This is a genomic window from Actinomadura rubrisoli (assembly GCF_004349215.1).
GTDB classification, from domain to species: domain Bacteria; phylum Actinomycetota; class Actinomycetes; order Streptosporangiales; family Streptosporangiaceae; genus Spirillospora; species Spirillospora rubrisoli.
Window position 1 is genome coordinate 1 of record NZ_SMKU01000098.1, and the last position, 20324, is coordinate 20324.

21 protein-coding genes are annotated in these 20324 nt (G+C 73.5%); 9 read left to right on the forward strand and 12 right to left on the reverse strand.

What is annotated here, in order from left to right; genetic code table 11:
- The 7 genes from E1298_RS19510 to E1298_RS51210 form a co-directional block, all read right to left on the reverse strand.
- The coding region (locus E1298_RS19510; RefSeq protein ID WP_131895250.1) for an FAD-binding oxidoreductase at positions 1–685 on the reverse strand (685 nt) is incomplete at its 3' end.
- 187 nt (positions 686–872) lie between these two features.
- Entirely contained in the window at positions 873–1898 is a 1026-nt protein-coding gene (gene rsgA, locus E1298_RS19515; RefSeq protein ID WP_243725669.1) for a ribosome small subunit-dependent GTPase A, read from the reverse strand.
- A gap of 59 nt (positions 1899–1957) precedes the next feature.
- Positions 1958–3232, reverse strand: a complete 1275-nt coding sequence (gene aroA / locus E1298_RS19520) for a 3-phosphoshikimate 1-carboxyvinyltransferase (protein WP_131895252.1) — start codon at positions 3230–3232, stop codon at positions 1958–1960.
- A 104-nt stretch (positions 3233–3336) separates the two neighbouring features.
- Complete coding sequence (locus E1298_RS19525; RefSeq protein ID WP_131895254.1) at positions 3337–4737, reverse strand: CHRD domain-containing protein; 1401 nt, start codon at positions 4735–4737, stop codon at positions 3337–3339.
- Between the two features lie 228 nt (positions 4738–4965).
- On the reverse strand, positions 4966–5817 hold the full coding sequence (locus tag E1298_RS50420; protein ID WP_243725670.1) for an anti-sigma factor family protein: 852 nt from the start codon (positions 5815–5817) through the stop codon (positions 4966–4968).
- Positions 5814–6413: a sigma-70 family RNA polymerase sigma factor gene (locus E1298_RS19535; protein WP_131895256.1), complete on the reverse strand. Its 600-nt coding sequence runs from the start codon at positions 6411–6413 to the stop codon at positions 5814–5816. Before E1298_RS19535 ends, E1298_RS50420 begins: the two co-directional genes overlap by 4 nt.
- A 122-nt stretch (positions 6414–6535) precedes the next feature.
- Entirely contained in the window at positions 6536–7285 is a 750-nt protein-coding gene (locus tag E1298_RS51210) for a DoxX family membrane protein (RefSeq protein WP_131895258.1), read from the reverse strand.
- Between the two features lie 50 nt (positions 7286–7335).
- Here E1298_RS51210 and E1298_RS19545 point away from each other — a divergent pair, with 50 nt between their 5' ends.
- Together E1298_RS19545 and E1298_RS19550 are read left to right on the forward strand one after the other, a co-directional pair.
- Complete coding sequence (locus E1298_RS19545) at positions 7336–8133, forward strand: SOS response-associated peptidase (RefSeq protein WP_131895260.1); 798 nt, start codon at positions 7336–7338, stop codon at positions 8131–8133.
- A gap of 75 nt (positions 8134–8208) precedes the next feature.
- Complete coding sequence (locus E1298_RS19550) at positions 8209–8541, forward strand: TraR/DksA family transcriptional regulator (protein ID WP_131895262.1); 333 nt, start codon at positions 8209–8211, stop codon at positions 8539–8541.
- 31 nt (positions 8542–8572) lie between these two features.
- On the opposite strand, the gene E1298_RS19555 is transcribed toward E1298_RS19550, so the two are convergent.
- A complete protein-coding gene (locus tag E1298_RS19555; protein WP_131895264.1) occupies positions 8573–9400 on the reverse strand; it encodes a class I SAM-dependent methyltransferase in 828 nt (275 codons plus the stop codon).
- 284 nt (positions 9401–9684) lie between these two features.
- Between E1298_RS19555 and E1298_RS19560 the strand changes: the two genes are divergently transcribed.
- From E1298_RS19560 to E1298_RS19585, 6 genes are all read left to right on the forward strand, one after another.
- Positions 9685–10437, forward strand: a complete 753-nt coding sequence (locus tag E1298_RS19560; RefSeq protein WP_424923103.1) for a sigma-70 family RNA polymerase sigma factor — start codon at positions 9685–9687, stop codon at positions 10435–10437.
- A gap of 86 nt (positions 10438–10523) precedes the next feature.
- Entirely contained in the window at positions 10524–10820 is a 297-nt protein-coding gene (gene rsrA, locus E1298_RS19565) for a mycothiol system anti-sigma-R factor (protein WP_131895266.1), read from the forward strand.
- Between the two features lie 92 nt (positions 10821–10912).
- Complete coding sequence (locus tag E1298_RS19570) at positions 10913–11842, forward strand: NAD-dependent epimerase/dehydratase family protein (RefSeq protein ID WP_131895268.1); 930 nt, start codon at positions 10913–10915, stop codon at positions 11840–11842.
- A gap of 502 nt (positions 11843–12344) precedes the next feature.
- Positions 12345–13691, forward strand: coding sequence for an HD-GYP domain-containing protein (locus tag E1298_RS19575; protein ID WP_131895270.1), 1347 nt, complete (start codon positions 12345–12347; stop codon positions 13689–13691).
- A complete protein-coding gene (locus E1298_RS19580; RefSeq protein WP_131895272.1) occupies positions 13688–15043 on the forward strand; it encodes an HD-GYP domain-containing protein in 1356 nt (451 codons plus the stop codon). The genes E1298_RS19575 and E1298_RS19580 overlap by 4 nt, the downstream gene beginning before the upstream one ends.
- A gap of 123 nt (positions 15044–15166) precedes the next feature.
- Complete coding sequence (locus tag E1298_RS19585) at positions 15167–16504, forward strand: acetyl-CoA carboxylase biotin carboxylase subunit (protein WP_131895274.1); 1338 nt, start codon at positions 15167–15169, stop codon at positions 16502–16504.
- Here the strand turns inward: E1298_RS19585 and E1298_RS19590 are convergent.
- Positions 16501–16992: a GNAT family N-acetyltransferase gene (locus E1298_RS19590; protein WP_131895276.1), complete on the reverse strand. Its 492-nt coding sequence runs from the start codon at positions 16990–16992 to the stop codon at positions 16501–16503. The two genes, E1298_RS19585 and E1298_RS19590, sit on opposite strands and share 4 nt — an antisense overlap.
- 98 nt (positions 16993–17090) lie before the next feature.
- Positions 17091–17900 (reverse strand): hypothetical protein, encoded by an 810-nt coding sequence (locus E1298_RS19595; RefSeq protein ID WP_131895278.1) that lies wholly within the window; start codon positions 17898–17900, stop codon positions 17091–17093.
- 111 nt (positions 17901–18011) lie between these two features.
- Between E1298_RS19595 and bioD the strand changes: the two genes are divergently transcribed.
- On the forward strand, positions 18012–18728 hold the full coding sequence (gene bioD / locus E1298_RS19600; protein ID WP_165975557.1) for a dethiobiotin synthase: 717 nt from the start codon (positions 18012–18014) through the stop codon (positions 18726–18728).
- A 20-nt stretch (positions 18729–18748) separates the two neighbouring features.
- Here the strand turns inward: bioD and E1298_RS19605 are convergent, their stop codons facing one another.
- Together E1298_RS19605 and E1298_RS19610 are read right to left on the reverse strand one after the other, a co-directional pair.
- The gene (locus E1298_RS19605) at positions 18749–19408 is read right to left on the reverse strand and encodes a Uma2 family endonuclease (protein ID WP_243725672.1); all 660 of its coding nucleotides are present in this window, start codon (positions 19406–19408) and stop codon (positions 18749–18751) included.
- A gap of 114 nt (positions 19409–19522) precedes the next feature.
- A complete protein-coding gene (locus tag E1298_RS19610) occupies positions 19523–20263 on the reverse strand; it encodes a GntR family transcriptional regulator (protein ID WP_131895298.1) in 741 nt (246 codons plus the stop codon).
- Positions 20264–20324: the final 61 nt, after the last annotated feature.

Genomic DNA, 20324 nt, shown 5'->3' on the forward strand with positions numbered 1-20324 from the left:
CGCCCCGGCACGCCCAGTAGAGGTCGGCGTCGCGCCGCCCGTCGCAGACCCGCCGCTGCCCGTCCGCCGTGACGATCTCGACCGACTCCAGGACGTCGCAGGTCAGCCCGTGCGCGCGGGACACCACGCCGAGGCCGCCGCCCAGCGTCAGCCCCGCCACCCCGACCGTGGGGCAGCTGCCCGCCGGGACGCTCACGCCCTCGCGGGCGAGCCGGTCGTACAGGTCGACCAGCCGGGTCCCCGCGCCCACGGTCGCGCGGCCGTCGTCGTGCTCGACCGCGGCCATCGGGGAGACGTCGATGACGAGCCCCTCGCCCGTGGACCAGCCCGCGTAGTTGTGCCCGCCGCAGCGCACCGCCACCGGCATCTTGCGGCGGGCGGCGAACAGCACGCACTCCGCCACGTCGTCAGGGCCGGCGCAGTAGGCGATGCCCAGCGGCCGGACCTTGTCGTACCGGGGGATGTAGAGGCGCCGGGCGCCGTCGTAGGACGCGTCGGACGGCCGGACCAGCCGCCCGCCGAGACCGGCGGCGAGCGCGTTCCAGTCGGCCGGCGCGGTGCGCCCGCCGGGGGACCTCGCCGCCGGGCTCCCGCTCCGCTGGCCCGCCGGACGGTGCCCGCCGGAGCACCCGGCCGCGGCGACGGGCGCGAGGGCCGCCGCCTTGAGCCACGTTCGCCGCTCCATGCGGCCATTGTCGCCGCGATGGCGCGCCGATATCGGCGAGTCCGGCAATTCCTCGCACAGTGGTCCAACCGGGGGTTTTGGAACGCGCTGAGGAACGTTTCGCAGCACGGGACGCCCGAGCACCTCCACCGGCTCGTCGCGCTCTGTGAGCACCTGCGGCTTGCTGGGACGATGCCGACGTCCCGCGCTATTCGCCGTCGTCCTCCGGCCGCCCCTGCCCGTCCGCGCGGTCGGCCTCGCGGTCGGTGTCGCGTTCCCCGCCGTCGCGGCTGGACAGCAGGCGGCGCAGCGAGTCCAGGCGGGCCCGGCTGGCGTGGCCGTCCGCGACCCACCCGTCCAGGCCGCAGTCCTCCTGGAAGTGGTCGCAGTGCGGCGGGCAGCGCTCGGCGGCGCCCTGCGCCAGGTCCTCGAACGCGTTGATCACGTTCTCCGGCTCGACGTGGGCCAGCCCGAAGCTCCGCACGCCCGGGGTGTCGATGATCCAGCCGTCCCCGTCCGGCAGCTCCAGCGCGATGGCCGAGGACGAGGTGTGCCGGCCGCGGCCGGTGACCGCGTTGACGTGGCTGACGGCGCGCTCGGCGTCCGGGACGAGCGCGTTCACCAGCGTCGACTTGCCGACGCCCGAGTGGCCGACCAGGACGCTCATTCGGCCGGACAGGTGCCCGCGCAGCTCGCCGATGTCGCCGCCGCGCCGCGTCACCACGTAGGGGACGCCGAGCGGCGCGTACTCGGCGACCAGGCCCGCGGGGTCGGCGAGGTCGGCCTTGGTGAGGCACAGCAGCGGGTCCATCCCGGCGTCGTAGGCCGCGACGAGCTGCCGGTCGATCATGCGGGGGCGCGGCTCGGGATCGGCCAGCGCCGTCACGATCACGAGCCGGCCGGCGTTCGCGACGATGATCCGCTCGAAGGGGTCGGTGTCGTCGGCGGTGCGCCGCAGGGACGAGGTCCGCGGCTCGACGCGGACGATCCGGGCCAGGGTGTCCTGGTCGCCCGACACGTCCCCGACCAGGGCCACCCGGTCGCCGACGACGACGCCCTTGCGGCCGAGCTCGCGGGCCCGCATCGCGGTGACGGCGCGCTCGGCGCCCGTGCCGCCGCCGACCAGGCAGCGGTAGCGGCCGCGGTCGACCGCCGTGACGAACCCCGGCACCGCGTCGTCGTGCGCGGGACGGCGGCGGGTGCGCGGGCGCGACCCGCGGCGCCCGGGCCGCACCCGGACGTCGTCCTCGTCGTAGTCCCGTGTTCGTCGTGCCAGTGGTCCGACCCCTGTCCTCAGGCGGGCGTGAGCATCGACGCCCACAGCTCGGTGAAACCCGGAAGTGTCTTGCCCACCGTGGCGGGGTTCTCCACCTCGACGCCCGGGACGGCGAGGCCCAGCACGGCCGCGGCCATCACCATGCGGTGGTCGTCGTAGGTGCGGAAGACGCCGCCGCGCAGCGGCCTGGGGCGGATCTCCAGGCCGTCCGGGAGCTCCCGCACGTCCCCGCCCAGCCCGTTGATCTCGGTGACGAGCGCGGCGAGCCGGTCGGTCTCGTGGCCCCGCAGGTGTGCGATCCCCGTCAGCCTGGACGGGGAGCCGGCCAGCGCGGCGAGGGCCGCCAGCACCGGGGTCAGCTCGCCGACCTCGTGCAGGTCGGCGTCCAGGCCGGAGAAGCCGCCGGCGTCGCCGCGCACGGTCAGGCCGTCCGGGCCGCGGGAGACCTCGGCGCCCATCTCGGCGAGCAGGCCGCGCAGCGCGTCGCCCGGCTGCGCCGTGCCGGACGGCCATCCCGGCACGGTGACGCGTCCGCCGGTGACCAGCGCCGCCCCGAGGAACTGCGCCGCGTTCGACAGGTCGGGCTCGATGACCCGCTCGCCGCCGCGCAGGGGACCGGGGGCGACGCGCCAGACGTTCTCGCCGGTCTCGACGGTCGCGCCCGCGTCGCGCAGCATGCCGACGGTCATCGCCAGATGCGGGGCGGACGGCACCGGCGGGCCCTCGTGCCGGACCTCCACGCCCTTGTCGAAGCGCGGCGCGGCCAGCAGCAGCCCGGACACCAGCTGCGACGACCCGGACGCGTCGATCGTGACCGCGCCGCCCCGCACCGAGCCCGTGCCGCGCACGGTGAACGGGAGCGCGCCGCGCCCGCCGTCGTCGACGCCGGCGCCGAGCGCCCGGAGCGCGGCGATGATCGGGCCCATCGGCCGCTCGCGGGCGCGCGGGTCGCCGTCGACGGCGATCTCGCCGGACGCGAGCGCCGCGACCGGGGGCAGGAACCGCATCACGGTCCCGGCGAGCCCCACGTCCACGCGCGCCGGGCCGCGCAGCTCGTCCGGGAGCACCTCCCAGTCGCCGGAGTCCTCGCCGATCCCGGTGCCGAGCGTGCGCAGGGCGCTTGCCATCAGCTCGGTGTCCCGGCTGTGCAGGGGACGGGTGACGCGGACCGGCTCCGAGGCCAGCGCCGCGAGGATCAGCGCCCGGTTGGTCATCGACTTCGAGCCGGGCAGCGGCACGGTGGCGTCGACCGGTGCGCGGGCGACCGGGGCCGCCCAGTGCGGAGAGGACATGCCCCAAGGTTATCGGGCGCCGTCCGGCGATGCCGGTCGCGGACGCGGAGGCGCCCGCCGCACGGGGGAGAGTTGCGCGTGCGGCGGGCGCGGTCTGCGGGGGATCAGCCGAAGAAGACGTAGTCGGCCTTGTAGGGGGCGCGGGCGAAGGGCTGCGTCGTCGGGTTGCACGGACCGGACGGGGCGACCCCGCCGACCGTGTTCAGCCGGAGGATCTGCGTCGTCCCGGAGAGCAGCCCGCCCTGGGTGCCGGTCTGGGTGGCGTCCAGGACCAGCTCCGGGATGTTGCCCGTGCCGTTCGGGGTCTTGGTCACGGCCTTCCCGGTGACGGCGCTGCCGTCGGCGGCGACCCACTGGGGCGGTCCGGCAGGGCCCGGCTGGGCGAAGGTGTGCCGGATACCGCGCTCCAGGACCGCGCCCACGTTGTCCTGGGTGAAGGCGAAGCCGCCCGTCTGCTGCCGGGTGCAGCGGTAGATCTGCGCTCCCGCCACGACCGCCTTGACGAACCCGCGGGGCGACCTGGACGCGGCAGGGGCGAGCTGGCCGCGCACCGCCCCGCCGGGGAACTCCGCCGTGTGCAGGTTCGTGTAGAAGTCGCGCGGCGAGCTCATGATGCGCTGGGCCGCGTCGGTCCCGACCTGGGACATTCCCGCCAGGCCCGTGACCGAGGCCGGAAGCCCCGAAGGGGCCGCGAAGAGGTCCGCGACGACCGGCCCGTTGGCGCCCCGGGCGCCGTTGTGGATGTGCCCGAGGGTGGGTGGCGCGACGGACGACCAGGAGAACCCCCACGACACCATCCCGTCGTGGCTGCGGGCCGAACCGGCCGCGTGGCCGTCCGGGTCGCCTGCCGCCTTGCCATCGGCGGCCGGGATCTCCTGCGCGCCGTCCGCCTCGGACTGGAGCGTCGCCTGCGACTCGCCGTTCAGCACCCCGTCCAGGTCCGCCGGCCTGCTCAGCCTGTGCAACTGGCCACGGACCGCGCCGCCGGGGAACTCACCGGTGTGGATGTTGGCGTAGAGGGCGCCCGGGTCGGTGCGGAGCTTGTCGAGCGCCGCCTTGTCGGCGACCTTGACGCTGCCCGTGACGGCCCTCGCCGTGCCCGGCAGCGCCCCGCCGAAGAACGGCACCTTGACCGCGCCGTTCGTCCCTGCCGCGCCAAGGTGGAGGTGCCCGGCGGACGGGGCCGCGATGTTCTGCCAGCGCAGCGCGTACCAGAGCCGGTCGCCCTGGACGCGGATCAACGCGATCGCCTTGCCGTCCCGGTCGCCCACGGCGGGCCCGCCCGGCGCCGGGACCTCGTTGCGGCCGTTCAGGCTCGCGGCCAGGAAGGTGGCGGAGCCGGCGGCCTGGGCGCCGGCCCGCGTCCCGGCCTGGGCCCCGTCCCGCGACCTGGTGGAAGCGCCGGCGATTCCGGGCATCCCGCCGGTCGCGGCCGCCACGCTCGCCCCCGAGGCGATGAGCGTGGCGGCCGCGACGGCGGGCAGCACGATTCTGCGAATGGACATGATCAATCCCGGTCTCTAGGGCTGTTTCCACCTCGGCATGGTGGGGGCCGCAAGGCCCTTTCAACCATTCACACGGGAACCGGCCGCGGCAGGGTTCAATAGATCTGAGAAATTCTTTTTCCATCCGCCCGGCAGGACGCGCCTATCAATGGCGCCGATATCCCGGCACGCAAAAAGCCGCCCGGTGCGGCGGAATTCCGCACCGGACGGCCGATGGTGTTCGGGGAACTAGACCGGAATACTGAGCAGCGTCCTGCCGTCCGCGCCGTCCAGCTTGACCTCCAGGCGGCTGAGGTCGGCGCGCGGGATCGCGGTGCCGCCGTGCGTGATGAGCGGGGCGGGCGAGCCGGGCACGCCGTAGCCCTTGGGCGGCACCTGCCAGCCGGTGACGACGCTGCGCTCACCGGTTCGGGACACGGCCTCCAGATGGCATTTCAGCGGGCCCCTGACGCCCCGGAGCTCCAGCCCGATGTGCGTGCCCCACGCCTTGCCCTCCAGGCCGACCACGCCGGACGCGCCCGTCGCCGCGTCCGCGGCCTTGTGGCGCTCGCCCCAGATGACCAGCGCCCGGGCCGGTCCGTGGGCAGCGTGCGGGTCGGTGCGCGCCGGGTTGTCGCTCATCGCCGTCCCGATGGTGATCCCGGCGGCGAGGAACACGGCCGCCGCCGCGGAGCCGATGAGGTAGGTGCCCCGCCGAAACCGCCGCTCGGCCGCCCTGCGGCGGCGCAGCATGTCGATGACCGGCGCCGGGGGCGCGGCCGGATCCTCCTCGCCCGGCTCCGGCGTGCTGAGGGACGAGACGCTCCCGCCCGGCCCCCGCGCCCCGTCCAGACCGTCGGCGCCGCCTAGGCCGCCCGTCCCGTCGTCCGAGCCGCCGAGCGGTCCGTCCGCCGATCCGTCGGCCGCCTCGATGAACGGTCCAATTCCGGAGAGGGCCTCTGCCATCCCCGTCATCTGCCCCAGCTCGGCCCGGCACGATTCGCATTCGTCGAGATGCGCCTCGAAAGCCCGCCGGTCGTCCTCTTCCAGAAGACCCAAAGCATAGGCGCCGACATCGGTGTGCTCGACCTGAGAGCTCATGCCGTCACGCCCCTCTCCTCCAAAGCGACGCGCAATGCGCGCAGCGCGTAGTACACACGTGACTTGACCGTCCCCACCGGGATCCCCAGCACCTCCGCGGCCTGGTTCACCGTCCGGTCGTGAAGGGCCGTTTCGGTGAGCACCTGGCGGTGCGCGGGCGAGAGCGAGGCGAGCGCCTCGGCCACGACCACCTTGTGCAGGAGACCGTCCATCTCGTCCGCCATCGGCAGGTTCTCCAGGGGGCCGTCGCCGACCTCGGGCGGCCGGACCTCGCGATGCCGCCGGTTGTCGATCACGATACGTCGGGCGACCGTGGCGAGCCAGGGCATCAGCGAGGCCGTGCCGGCGTCCAGCCGGTCCGCGCTGCGCCAGGCCCGGATCATGGTCTCCTGCGTGACGTCCTCGGCCCACTGGCGGTCGCCGCCGGTCAGCCGCAGGACGAACGCGAGAAGCGGCCGGTGGTACTCGCGGTAGAGCTCGGTGACGACGCGCTCGTCGTCGCCCGGTGCCGGCCGCCGCTCCTCGGGAGGGCCGGGTCTGCGGATGAGGCTCCGCAGGCCGCCGGTCCGGCGGCCTGTCGATCCGGGTACTGCCATGGCCGGGCGTCTCCGTCGGGTCGGGGGGTTCCCCAGGGAACGGGCGGTCACGTGGCAGTACGGGGCCGCACCGGCGCGCGGTTCAACGGATTTGAGCCTCTTTTAAGGTTTTCTTCGGGAAGTCACCGCTTGGACGACGCCATCGCCTTCCCCTTCAAGGCGGTGGTCTTCACCGCCTTGCCGGCCCTGGCCGCGCCGCCGGCCGCGCCGGCCCTGGCCGCCTTGCCCGCCGCCGCGGCCTTGCCCGCCTTAAAGGACGAGCCCGTCCTGGCGAACTTGGCGCCCTTCGTCGCCTTCACGGCCTGCCGGGCCGCCTTGCGGCCGCCCTCCGCGCGCGCCTGGCGCACCTGGCGGGCCGCCTCCCGGCGCGCGTCCCTGAGGGTGACCGCGGCCTCCCGGCGCAGGGCCTTGGCCTCGGCGCCGGACTTGATCTGCGTCTCCCGCGCGCGCCGCCGCAGCTCCGCCGTGCGCGGCGCCCGGCGCGGCTCGGTGGCCACCATGAGCAGCGCGCCGAACAGCCCGGCGTTCTTCAGCAGGTGGGAGCGCTCGTTCGCGCGGCGCTCCGGGTCGTCCTCGGTCCAGTAGCGGTGCTCGGTCATCAGCGCGGGCACCAACTGGGCGGCGAGCAGCAGCGTGGTCAGGCGCCGGAACCTGCCGGTCAGCAGCAGGGCGCCGGTGCCGAGGCTGAGCCCGCCCTCGATGCGGACGAGGGTCTCGGGGTCCTTCGGAAGCCATTCGAGCCGGTCGGCGATCGGCTTGACGGCCGGGCCGACGTGCTCGGCGCGCTCGCGCGGATCCCGGAGCGCGTCCAGGCCGGTCATGATGTAGGGGGCCGCCACGAACGGGCGCGCCAGGGTGGTGATGGGTCGCATGACCCGCTACATGCCCAGCGGGCCGCAGCTCAAGCGGGCAGGATGGAGGCATGTGCGGTCGATATGCGACATCCCGAGCTCGTCAGGAGCTGCTGGACGAGTTCCAGGTTCAGCTCGACGCCGTCGATGAGGACATCCAGCCCGACTACAACGTCGCCCCCACCAAGCAGGTCCCGGCCGTCCTCACCCGGCGCCCCAGGGACGCCCCCGAAGAGGAGGAGGCCGTCCGGCAGCTGCGGACGCTGCGCTGGGGCCTGGTGCCGTCCTGGGCGAAGGACCTGTCCATCGGCTCCCGCATGATCAACGCGCGGGTGGAGACGGCGCACGAGAAGCCGTCCTACCGCCGCGCGTTCGCCAAGCGGCGCTGCCTGCTGCCCGCCGACGGCTACTTCGAGTGGTACGTCCTCCAGGACCAGGACCAGGACGCCGCCGCCGACCCGGCCAAGGCGCAGAAGAAGTCCAAGAAGCCGCAGAAGCAGCCCTTCTTCATCCGCCCCAAGGACGGCGCGGTCATGGCGATAGCCGGGCTCTACGAGCTGTGGAAATCTCCAGAAGACGAGTGGGTGTGGACGTGCACGGTGATCACCACCGACGCGCCCGACGACCTCGGCCGGATCCACGACCGGATGCCGATGATCGTCGAGCCGGACCGCTGGGAGGCGTGGCTCGACCCGGCGCTGACCGAGGTGGAGGAGGTGCGCGGCCTGCTCGTCCCCGCCATGGCCGGGACGATGGACGCCTATCCCGTCTCAAAGGCGGTCAACAACGTGAAAAACAACGGGCCACAACTCATAGAACCCTCGACAAACGGGGATAGTTCTGGCAACCATTCCGACACGTTGTACTGACCGCTGTCGCGGGGGCGGGGGCGGCCGGAGACCAGACCCCAAGCTCGGGGACCACCGGGAGGAGTTCGGAGCACCGTGGACACCGCCGCCGCCCGTTCCCGTCTTGAGGCCATGCTGGACGATCTGGATCGTTCCATCGCGATTCTCCGGGGCGAGCACCCCGGCCGCGACAGCTCGGCCGCGGACGCCGGATCCGGCCTTTCCGACAGCGACCGCGTGGAGGCGGCGCTGGAGTCGCTCGAACGGCACCGGAACGCGGTGGGCGCGGCCCTGGACAGGATCGCCGGGGGCACCTACGGCCTGTGCATCGGCTGCGGCGCCCCCGTCCCCGAGGGCCGCCTGGAGGCCCGCCCCGACGCCGCCCGCTGCGTCGCCTGCCAGGCCAAACACGACCGCGCCATGCGCTGACCCCGCGTCCGGGCCGGAGCCCCGGACATGCCTAGGTCCTTCTTCGCGCGCTGGCGAGGAGGTGGATGCCGAGGGACTCGTCGTCCGGCGGGGCGGCCAGCTCGGTGCGGACCAGCCGGGGGAGCGCGCGGGGCGACTCGGCCAGGACGTGCTCGACGGTCGAGGGCGACAGGACGGTGCGCGGCCTGATCCACTCCACCTCCAGGCCGACCTCGGTGAGCAGCTCGCGGAGCTGGTCGGCCCAGAAGCAGCGCGTGATCGTGCCGTCCGGCCAGGGCACCAGGACGACCTCGGCGCTCGGGACGTCCGACAGGTGCGCCCAGTAGTTCTGCTCGGCCAGCAGCGCCATCCCGAGCGTCAGCGAGTCGACGCAGAGCAGCACCCGCCCGCCGGGGCGCAGGACCCGGGCGATCTCGGCGACGGTCGGCTCGGTGGCGAGATGGCGGGACAGCACCCGGTTCTCCGCCACCACGGCGTCCACGGACGCGTCGCGGAGGAAGGCGAGCGACCCGGAGTCCCCGAGGACGACGCCGGCGTTCCGCCCCCTTGCGGCCCGCCCGTTTCCCCGATCATGTCGCCCGTTTTCCGGCGCGGCACGCCCGCCCGTCCCGCGCCGGTCCATCAGCGGGTCGCGCACCTCGATCACGGCGTGGCCCGCCTCGGCGGCCCGGCCCGCGCTGCGCCCCTGCCCGCCCGAGACGTCCAGCACGCGGGACGGCCTGCGGGGCAACCACCGTGTGAGCTGGGCGTCCGCCACCGCCCAGTAGAACGCCCAGTAGCGCGCCAGCGCGTCCCCCGCCCCGTCTCCTGGGGCATCGCGCAGACTGGCGATGGTGGGCTCGGGAGGTCGCGCCGGCACCGGTAGCAACGGTTTGCTCCTGTTCTCGCCATGTATGTGACTTCTTTCCCCGTCCGGGCCCGGTCATCACCCTCCGTGCAGGTCGGGGGAGAGGCGGCCCGCCCTGGGGGGAACTCGCCGGAACCTTTCCCGCGCGCCGCTCCCGGTCAGGGAATCGGCGGCGGCACCCCGGCGTTGCACCGTCTCATAACCGCAAACGCACGCGATCCCGTCCGGCCGCAGGAGGCCGCCGCGGCACGCGGCGTCCGGAATGAGACAGCCCAGTACAGCGGAGGTGCAGGCCGATGACCACAGCCGTTGCCGAACACGTGCGGGACGCCGGGAGCGCGGCACCGCCCGGCGACGCGCAGGCCCCCGCCCGCGTGATCCGGCCGCGCGGACCGATATCGTCTGTGGGGTACGACGCCGCCGGCGTCGCCACAGCCGAGGGGGTGGGTCAGGTACCGGGCACCACGGAGACCGTGGAGCAGCGCCAGGAGCGCTTCCAGCGCGACGTGCTCCCGTTCTTGGACCAGCTGTACTCCGCCGCGCTGCGCATGACGCGCAACCCGGCCGACGCCGAGGACCTCGTTCAGGAGACCTTCGCCAAGGCGTTCGCGTCCTTCCACCAGTTCAAGGAAGGCACCAACCTCAAGGCGTGGCTCTACCGCATCCTGACCAACACGTTCATCAACTCCTACCGCAAGCGGCAGCGGCAGCCGCAGCAGTCGGCCACCGAGGAGATCGAGGACTGGCAGCTCGCGCGCGCCGAGTCCCACACCTCCAGCGGGCTGAAGTCCGCCGAGGCCGAGGCCCTGGAGCACCTGCCCGACTCCGACGTGAAGCGGGCGCTGCAGGAGCTGCCCGAGGAGTTCCGCATCGCCGTCTACCTCGCCGACGTCGAGGGCTTCGCCTACAAGGAGATCGCCGAGATCATGGGCACGCCCATCGGCACGGTGATGTCGCGGCTGCACCGGGGACGCCGGCAGCTGCGCGGCATGCTGGAGGACTACGCTCGTGACCGCGGCCTCACGCGCGCGACCGGGGGGCCGGCATGAGCCCGGAGCGCACCCGCCGCGTAGAGCCAAGCGACATGCCGGACACCGCGGCCGCCCACGCGGTGAGCGAGAAGGGTGAGTGAGCCATGAGCTGTGGCAACCACCACGAGACCCCGTGCGACGAGGTACTCGCGCGCGTCTACACCTATCTTGACGGCGAGCTCGACCAGGGAGGCTGCGGCGAGGTGCGCGAGCACCTGGACGAGTGCGGGCCCTGCCTGCGCGAGTACGGCCTCGAAGAGGCCGTCAAGAAGCTCGTGAACAAGTCGTGCGCCTGCGAGCAGGCGCCGGACGACCTGCGCTCGAAGGTTCTCGGCCGCATCGAGGAGATCTGCGGCGAGATCAAGGCGACCGACGGCGCGGGCACGTCCGAGAGCGCCTGACCGGCTCGGGCGGCCTGCCCCCGCGGGCGGCCCGGCGTCCGGTGTGCCGGTCCGCCCGGCGTATCCGAGGGCCCCTCGGTATCGTGCGAGGGGTGCTCGCACTCGTCACCGGCGCCGCCGGCTTCATCGGATCCCATCTCGTCGACCGGCTGCTCGCCGACGGCCACGAGGTCGTCGGGGTGGACGATCTGTCGTCCGGCTCCAACGTCCGCGATGACGTCGAGCTGTGGCGGATGGACGTCGCCGATCCCGCGCTGGTCGAACGGGCGGCGGCGCGTCGTCCCGAGGTCGTCTGCCACCTGGCGGCCCAGGTGAGCGTGCGGGCCAGCGTGGCCGACCCGCTCCACGACGCGCGCGTCAACGTGGTGGGCACCGCGAACGTCCTGGAGGCCGCGCGGGCGGCGGGCGGGCGCAAGGTGCTGTTCACCTCCAGCTGCGCCGTGTACGGCGTGCCGGACGCGCTGCCCGTCCCGCCGGACGCGGAGCTGCGGCCCGCCTCGCCCTACGCGGCCTCGAAGGTGTCCGGCGAGATCTACGCGCGGATGTACCGGGAGCTGCACGGCATCGACCACACGACGCTGACGCTGGCCAACGTGTACGGGCCGAGGCAGACGCCCGAGGGCGAGGCCGGCGTCATCTCGATCTTCACGGACGCGCTGCTGTCCGGCCGTCCCACCGTCGTCTTCGGCGACGGCCGGCAGACCCGCGACTACGTCTACGTGCTGGACGTGGTGGACGCCTTCGCCCGCGCGGCGGGGGACCGGGCGTCCGGCCGCCGGCTGAACGTGGGCACCGGGCTCCAGACGACCGACCGGGACCTGCACGCCCTCGTCGCCGCCGCGGCGGGCGCGCCCGACGAGCCCGGGTTCGCGCCGCCGCGGCTGGGCGACCTTCCCGCCATGTCGGTGGATCCCGGGCCGACGCGCGAGGCGCTGGGGTGGACGCCCGCGGTGGGACTGCGCGAGGGGCTCGCCGAGACGGTGTCGTGGGCGCGGGAACGCCGCACCGCCGACCTCGGCTGACGTCCCGGGACGTCTTGGCGGCCCTTTCTGACTGCCTTTGTGACTGGCGCCGGGCCTGCACGTGCATTGCCGCGTGCAGAGCGATTGTGCACGCACGGTACGTGCCTTTCGGATGCACAATTGATCACGTGAGGTGACGATTGCTTCACGCTTTGCTCACGTTTTCCCGCATGCCTGTGTGGCGTGGGCAGACCGCGTTAGGCTTGTGCCGAAATCAGCGACGGGAGCACGTGCAGGCCCCGGAAATCGGGGTATGTGCTCGCCCGGGAGGCCAGGACCGCAGCGGTCCCGGCAGGCGGCCGCGAGGTCGGCGGCCCGGTTCGGCGAGGGGGGAGGCAAGGAGCCATGCGCAAGCGCGAGAGGTCGGCAGTCGGCCGGCACCCGAGCGCCTCGGCGTCGTCGTCGCTGATGATGCCCAAGGGCGTGTCCTGGGTCTAGGTGCCGGCAGGCACGGCCGATCCGGGCGGCGGCCCGCTCATTCGTCACTCCCGAGGGGGCGGCAATGCGTGGACTACCTCCTGCTGCCTGGGCGTACGTCTGCGGAGTGGCCGCCCTCGCGGCGGGCCTCATCGCGACGTCGTCCTTCGCTGAGCTGGACTGGACCAAGCTGGCCGTGCTGGCGCTGCTGTTCCTCGTCTGCGACTCCGCGCCCGCCCGGCTCAACGTCGAGCGCGCCCGGGTCTCGCTGAGCTTCGCCGCGAGCCTGGCCTCGGTGGTGCTGCTCGGCCCCGCCGGCGCCGCGCTGCTCGGGCTCTGCGCGCTGGTCACCGGCCAGCGGTTCTTCGCGCCGGTCAAGCGCCTGTTCAACGGCGCGCAGTTCGCCATCAGCGGCTATATCGCCGGGACGGTCTTCGACCTGCTCGGCGGGCACGAGTTCAAGGAGGCCCAGCCGCGGTGGGTGGAGAACGTCACCGGCCCCTTCCTCGGCGCGCTGGTCACGTTCGTCCTGGTCAACCTGACGCTCATGGCCGGGGTCCTCCTGCTCAGCCGGCAGGCGGCGCCCCGCGAGCTGCTGAGCGAGAGCGGCCAGCTCGCCGTCGGGTGCCTCGGCTACGGGATGGTCGGCCTGCTGATCGCGGGCCTGTGGCCGCTCGTCGGGCCGTTCGCCGCCGTGCTGGTGCTGATGCCGCTGTTCATCGCCCGCTGGGCCATGGAGCAGGCGCACGCGCAGCAGCAGGCGCACGCCGCCACCCTCGCCGCGCTCTGCCAGGCGGTCGAGACCAAGGACTACTACACCCGCGGCCACTCCGAGCGCGTCTCCCGCGGCTCGGTGATGATCGCCCAGGAGATCGGCATGCGCGCCGACCGGGTCGAGGCGATCCGGTACGCCGGGATGCTGCACGACGTCGGCAAGCTCGGCGTCCCCACCAAGGTGCTGCAGAAGAACGGGCCGATGACCGAGGAGGAGTTCGCCGCGATCCAGCTGCACCCGATGCGCGGGCTGGAGATCGTCCGGGAGATCGGCTTCCTGGACGAGGCGCTCGCGGGGATCATGCACCACCACGAGAAGATGAACGGCCGCGGCTACCCGATGGGCCTGGCGGGCGACGAGATCCCCGAGTTCGCCCGCGTCATCTCCGTCGCCGACGCCTTCGACGCCATGACCTCCACCCGCTCCTACCGGCCGGCCCGCGGCCTGGGCGAGGCCGTCGAGGAGCTGCGCCGCGGCATGGGCGACCACTTCGACCCGGTGATCGTCGAGGCGTTCCTGCGGGCCCTCGACCGTGAGGGCTGGGAGCCGCCCGAGCCCGTCGTGCTGCCGGACGACGACGTCGTGGAGACCACCCAGCAGGACCACGACGACCCGAGCACCCCCATCAAGATCGCCGGTGACGGGGCGCGGCGGTGACCGGGCAGCCCATCGCCGGCGCCCCCGTCCCCGCCCGCGAGCGGGCCGCGTGGCAGACGATCGACTCCGGCCAGCTGCTGCTGATCGCCACCGCCGGGCTGTTCGTGATCGTCGCGGTCACCCAGGTCGCCGCGGTCGGCCTCCGCCAGCCCAACGTCGCGCTCATCTTCGGCGTGCTGATCGCGCTCGGCGAGCTTTTCCGCATGGTGATGCCCGGCAACCGGGAGGTCGCGCCGATCGCCAGCGCGGGCGCGATGGGCTACGCCCTGCTGGTCGGCGTCGGCCCCGAGGGCGCCGCGCCCGGCGCGCGGCTCGGAGTCGAGCCCGCCGTGCACTCGCCGCTCCAGGTCGTCGCCGTCACCGCCGCCGGCATGCTCGTCGGCTCCCTCCCGCACATCGCCGTCGGCAGGTCCCCGCGCCTGGACGCGATGGCCCGGCGGCTGTTCACCGTCTCGGTCGTCGCGCTGTGCTTCCGCCCGATGATCTCGCTCGACCTCGCGTCCCAGCTGCTGCTGGCCATGATGGGGCTCGTCGTCGTCGCGTCCTGCTTCACCGACGTGGTGATCGCCGCGCTGATCCGCGCGGAGGCGGTGCGGGCCAGATTCGGCATCGCGCTGCGCGACGAGATCGACGCCAAGATGGCGCTGTGCGCCGCCACCAGCGCCACCGCCATGCTCATCGCGGTCGCGACCACGGCGATGGGCGTGGCCGCGCTGCTGATCTTCACGGTGCCGATCCTGGTCACCCAGTTCGCGTTCCGCCGGTACGCGGGGATCCGCGCGACGTACCTGCAGACCGTCCGGGCCCTGTCGCGGGTCACCGAGGTCGGCGGGTACGTGGAGACCGGGCACTCGCGGCGGGTCTCGCGTCTGTCCGTCGCGATGGGCCGCGAGCTCGGCATGTCCGAAGAGGAACTGCTGGAGCTGGAGTACGCCGCGCTGATGCACGACATCGGGCAGCTCTCGCTCGGCGACCCGATCCCGGGCGGCGCCACCGTGCTGGCCTCGCCCGCCGAGCAGCGCCGCATCGCCGAGCTGGGCGCCGAGGTGATCAAACAGACCGGCGTGCTGGACCGGGTGGCCCACATCGTCCAGCTCTCGTCCCACCCGTACCGGACGGGGCGCGACGCGGCGGCCGGCCCCGGCGACTCCTCCGCGCGGCCCGTCGCGCCGCCGCTGGCCGGGCGCATCATCAAGGTCGCCAACGCCTACGACGACCTCGTCGGCGACTCCTCCGACCGCGACCGCGGCGCCGCCGTCCTGGAGCGGCTGCGCCTGGACTCCGCCGCCGAGTACGACCCGACCGTGGTCGAGGCGCTCAGCCGCGTCGTCGACCGCCGTCCCCGTCACTGACCCTCGCGAAGGGCACAAAGCCACGGTCCGGTATTTGTCGATCTCATGCCCGGACGCGGGGCCGCCGCGGCCACTAGTGTCGGCCGGGTCGAGAGCGGTCGCGATCCGCCGAAGGGGGTCCAGGTGTTCGAGTCGGTGCTGGTGGCGAACCGGGGCGAGATCGCCGCCCGGATCATCCACACGGTGCGCGCGATGGGGCTCAAGGCCATCGCGGTGTACTCCGAGGCTGACGCCGACCTGCCCTTCGTCGCCGAGGCGGACGAGGCGATCCTCATCGGCCCGGCCGACCCGGCGCGCAGCTACCTCAACGCGCCCGCCGTCCTAGAGGCCGCCCAGCGGACGAACGCGCAGGCCGTCCACCCCGGGTACGGATTCCTCGCCGAGAGCGCCGCGTTCGCCCGCCAGGTCGCCGAGCGGGACCTGGTGTGGGTCGGGCCGCCGCCGCTGGCCATCGCCCGGATGGGCGACAAGGTCAACGCCCGGAACCTGATGAAGGAGGCGGGCGTCCCCGTCGCGCCCGGCGTCTGGGAGCCCGTCCCGGACGTGCGGACCGCGCTGGAGGAGGCCGAGCGGATCGGCTACCCGGTGATGGTGAAGCCCGCCGCGGGCGGGGGCGGCATCGGCCTGGTCGCCGCCCACGACGAGGACGCACTGCGCGGGGCGTACGAGACGGCCCGCGCCCACGCCGAGCGGTTCTTCGGCAGCGCCGACATCCTGCTGGAGCGGTACGTGGAGGGCGCCCGGCACGTCGAGGTCCAGATCCTCGGCCTCGCCGACGGCACCGTGGTCGCGCTGGGCGAGCGGGACTGCTCCGTCCAGCGCCGGCACCAGAAGATCGTCGAGGAGACGCCGTCGCCCGGCCTCGCCCCGGTGCTGCGCGAGCGGATGCTGGCCGCCGCCGTCCGGGCGGGCGAGGCGGTCGGCTACCGGGGCGCCGGCACCGTCGAGTGCCTGGTCGACCCCGCCGCGCGGGACTTCTGCTTCCTGGAGATGAACACCCGCCTCCAGGTCGAGCACCCGATCACCGAGCTGGTCACCGGCATCGATCTCGTCGAGCAGCAGCTGCGGATCGCCGCCGGCGAGCCCGTCTCCTTCGCGGACGCGGCGCCGCGCGGCCACGCCGTCGAGTTCCGCGTGTACGCGGAGGACCCTCAGCGGTTCCACCCCTCGCCCGGCGAGATCACGGTGTGGGAGGAGCCGGTCGGCCCCGGCATCCGCATCGACGCCGCCTACGCCGAGGGCAACACCGTCACCCGCTTCTACGACCCGCTGCTGGCCAAGCTGTGCGTGCACGGCGACGACCGCGACCACGCGCTGCATCGCGCGCGCGCCGCCGTGGCCGCGTTCCGCATCGAGGGGCTCAGTACCAACCTGCCCTTCCTGGCGGAGCTGCTCGACCGCCCCGAGTTCGCCGACGGGACGTACGACACCAACGTGGTCGCCCGGATGCGCGCTCTTTAGAACGCCAGGACGTAGGTCAGCACGTCGACGCCGGGGGCGGGGGCCCAGTCGCGGTCGGGGGTACGGACGAACCCCATCCGCTCGTACATGCGGTGCGCGGCGTCCATGTTGCTCTGGGTCGACAGCCGCAGGCCGCTGAGCCCGGCCGAGCGCGCCCGCTCGATGCACGCGTGCACCATGGCCCGTCCCGCGCCGAGCCCGCGGGCCCATTCCAGGACGGCCAGCATGCGGAACTCGGCCTCGTCCGGCCCGGCGAGATTGGCGTAGGGGCTGCCGGGCGGGCAGTACGCGACCGCCCCGGCCATCTCGCCGTCGATCTCGGCGACCAGCAGTTCGGACTTCGCGGCCCGGTCGGCGGCGTCGCGGAGCGTGCCGACGTAGGTGGAGTCCGGGGAGACCAGCCCGCCGTGGACGTAGACCTCGACGGTCAGCTCGCCGATCCGCTCATACTCCGCCGGGCGCGCGTCCCGGACGATCACCTGTCGCATCGAACCAGGGTATCCACCACCATTCGCGACATTTCCCGGCCACCGGACCTGGACGGGTGAGCCGCGGCGGGCCGGCAGGACGCCGGCCCGCCGCGAGATCAGCCGATGTCGCGGCAGGCGGACTCGCCGGGTAGGAGGGGACGGACATGGACCGAGTAGGTCTTGCCCTGGCTGCGCCAGGCGACGTCCGGACGGACGGCGGGGACCTTGGAACCGGCGGCCAGCGTGCAGATGCCGCCCGCCACCTGGGGGCCCTGGCCGAGCGGCGCCAGGGGCCAGGTCTTGACCTTCCCGCCGGCGGTGCTCTCGCCGGCCAGCACCGCGACCTGGGCGGGCGAGTACGGCCTGGCCGGGGCGGCCTGGTCGGCGCGCGACCAGCCCTGCGGGTCGAGGCGCTTGCGGAAGCGCACCGCCGGGTCGGACTGGGCCTCCGGCTGGATGATCCGGGTGCGCGCCTGCCCCATGGTGAACTCCAGGACGAACGCGTCGGTGACCTGGTCGGAGCCGGACGTGTGGGAGCGGCCGAGACCGGCCGCGCGGGCCTCGGCCAGGAGCCGCTGGAGGGCCGCGGGTTTCAGGCGGTACTCCATGGGCCTCCCCTGGGGCTGCGGGGACGCGGTGACCGCGCGTCCCGTCGAGTAGAGGGAGAAGTCGGGCAGGGTTCCGGGACCGCCCTTGCCCGCGATGCCGCCGGTCTCGCGCCAACGCAGCACGAGCCTTTCACCGGCGGGGGAGTCCTTGGCGGGGGACGCGGTCGAGGGTGCCGCCGTGGGCGGCGTTGCGGATGGCGGGGGTGCCGAGAGCGAATGCGGGGGCTGGGACGCGCCGGAACCCCCGTCGCAGGCGGTGAGCGCGCTCGCGCAGGCGAGCACCAGCACCCAGCTGGGACGTGCGTATGGACCGGCCATGGGGCTTGGACGTGCGGGCGCCTCCCCGGGTTCCCGCCTACAAAAAGCCCCGCCGAAGACTGTGGGTTTCGGCGTCCGCCCCCGGCGGGGGCCCGCGCTAGGGTGCCGCTCGTGAGCGTGCTCGTGATTACCGGGACCTGTACGGGCGTCGGGAAGACCGTCGTCACCGCCGCGCTGGCCGCGGTGGCGGCCGCGCGCGGCGCACCGGTCGCCGTCGTCAAGCCCGGCCAGACCGGGATGGCGAGCGGGGAGCCCGGCGACCTCGACGAGGTCCGGCGGCTCGCCGGGATCGAGGACGTGCACGAGTTCGCGCGCTTCCCCGACCCCCTGTCGCCCGCCGCCGCGGCCCGCCGCGCCGGGGTGCCGCCCGTCCGGCTGCCGGACGTGGCCAAGCGCGTCCAGGAGCTGTCCGGCAGCCGCCGGCTGGTGCTGGTCGAGGGCGCGGGCGGACTGCTCGTCCGCTACGACGAGGAGGGCACCACGATCGCCGACCTGGCCCGCTGGCTCGGCGCCGCCGTCGTGGTGGTGGCCCGCCCCGACCTCGGCACCCTCAACCACACCGCGCTGACCCTTGAGGCCATGGCCCACCGCGGCGTGCAGCTCGCGGGCGTCGTCATCGGCGAGTGGCCGGACGCCCCGGACCTCGCCATGCGCAGCAACATCCAGGACCTGGAGACCATCGCCGCCCGCCCCCTGGCGGGCGCCCTCCCGTCCGGCGCCGCCGCCCTCGACCCGCCCGAGTTCCTCATCGCCGCCCACCGGGGACTGGCCCCGTCCTTCGGCGGCACCTTCGACCCCGCCGCCTTCCGCACCACCCACAACCCCTGAGCGCCCCCCTCACCCAGGCCCTATGACCTCGGCTCGCCCCAGGGCCCCCACTCGGCGGTGTCGATCTCCACACCAAAGGGTTCGGGCAACTGAACGGTTTCTCCGAAGGCCCACGAATCCTCGTGCAGATACGCGGCCGAGCCTTGGTCCGGGATCGAGTACAGAATGGAGCGGGTGACCTTGGGAGAGCGGTCGATCAGCAGGTAGTAAGGGACCTCGGCCGCCGCGTAGCCGTTCCATTTGTTGTTGGCATGCCGCCGTTCGGCGGGTCGCCGGTCGTTCCCGGCGTTCCCGGACGAGGTGACCTCCACGACGAGTTCGACCTGGTCGGGCACCAGGGTCTTCACACGGGAACGCCGGGCCGCCCGATACACCTCTTGCTCCAAGACCATCAGGTCCGGGATGAAGCCTTCGCCGATGCCGACAAGGGACAGCCCGGTCCCCTGGTCGGTGCGCCACGTGAAGTCGGGCCTGGCCGCATGGGCGTGGGCCAAGGCGTAGGAGATGTCGCCGACAATGGCATTGTGCTCGAACGCCGGCGGCGGTGACACGACGACCTTTCCTCCGATGATCTCGACCCGGTGTCCCTCGGGCGCGTGGATGAAGTCGTCGAGCTCGCCGCGCGTCCACATGTTGTAGGCCGTGTCCGGCAACCGCATCGGACCGACATGGTCGATCATGGTCACTTTCGGCGACTCCTCCCTCACGATCTGCTCCAGTCATCGTAGGGAACGTGCGTTCGGAGTGTACTCAGAACGTCACAGGCCAGATGCCCGGGGATGCCGTGGGGGTGGTCAGGTGCGGCGGAGGCGGGTGATGAATTTGTAGCGGTCGCCTCGGTAGAGGGACTGGGCCCATTCGACGGGCTGGCCGGTGGAGTCGAAGGCGTGGCGGGAGAGGAGGAGCATGGGGAGGCCGACGTCCACGCCGAGGAGCTGCGCGTCGTGGGGGGTGGCGAGGACGGTCTCGATCGTCTCCTCGGCCTCGGTGAGGTGGACGTCGTAGGCGGTGGCGAGGGTCTCGTACAAGGAGTGGTGGCGGGGCAGCTCGCGGCGCAGGCCGGGGAAGCGGCGGGCCGGGAGGTGCGAGGTGTCGATCGACATGGGCTCGCCGTCGGCGAGCCTGAGGCGGTGGATGCGCAGGACCCGTCCTCCTGGACGGATGCCGAGCAGGGTGGCGAGCCGCTCGTCGGCGCTGACGTAGCCGGCGTCCAGGATGCGGGTCTCCGGGCGCAGCCCGTGGTGCCGCATGTCCTCGGTGTAGCTGACGAGTTGGAGCTCCTGGGAGACCTTCGGCTTGGCGACGAAGGTGCCCTTGCCCTGGATCCGCTGGAGGCGGCCCTCCACGACGAGTTCGGCGAGGGCCTGGCGGACCGTGGTGCGGGACGTCTCGTACTTCTCGGCGAGGGTCCGTTCGGGGGGCAGGGAGCTGCCGGGGGGCAGGGACTGGATCAGCTCGACGAGGAGTTCCTTGAGCTTGTAGTACTTCGGGATGCGCGGCGCCGGGCTCGTGTGGTGCTTACCGATGTCGCCCAGTGCGGCCCGCTCGAATCCGCCCCCGTGCCGGGGCCCGCCCCTGACCTCCGTCACGGTATCT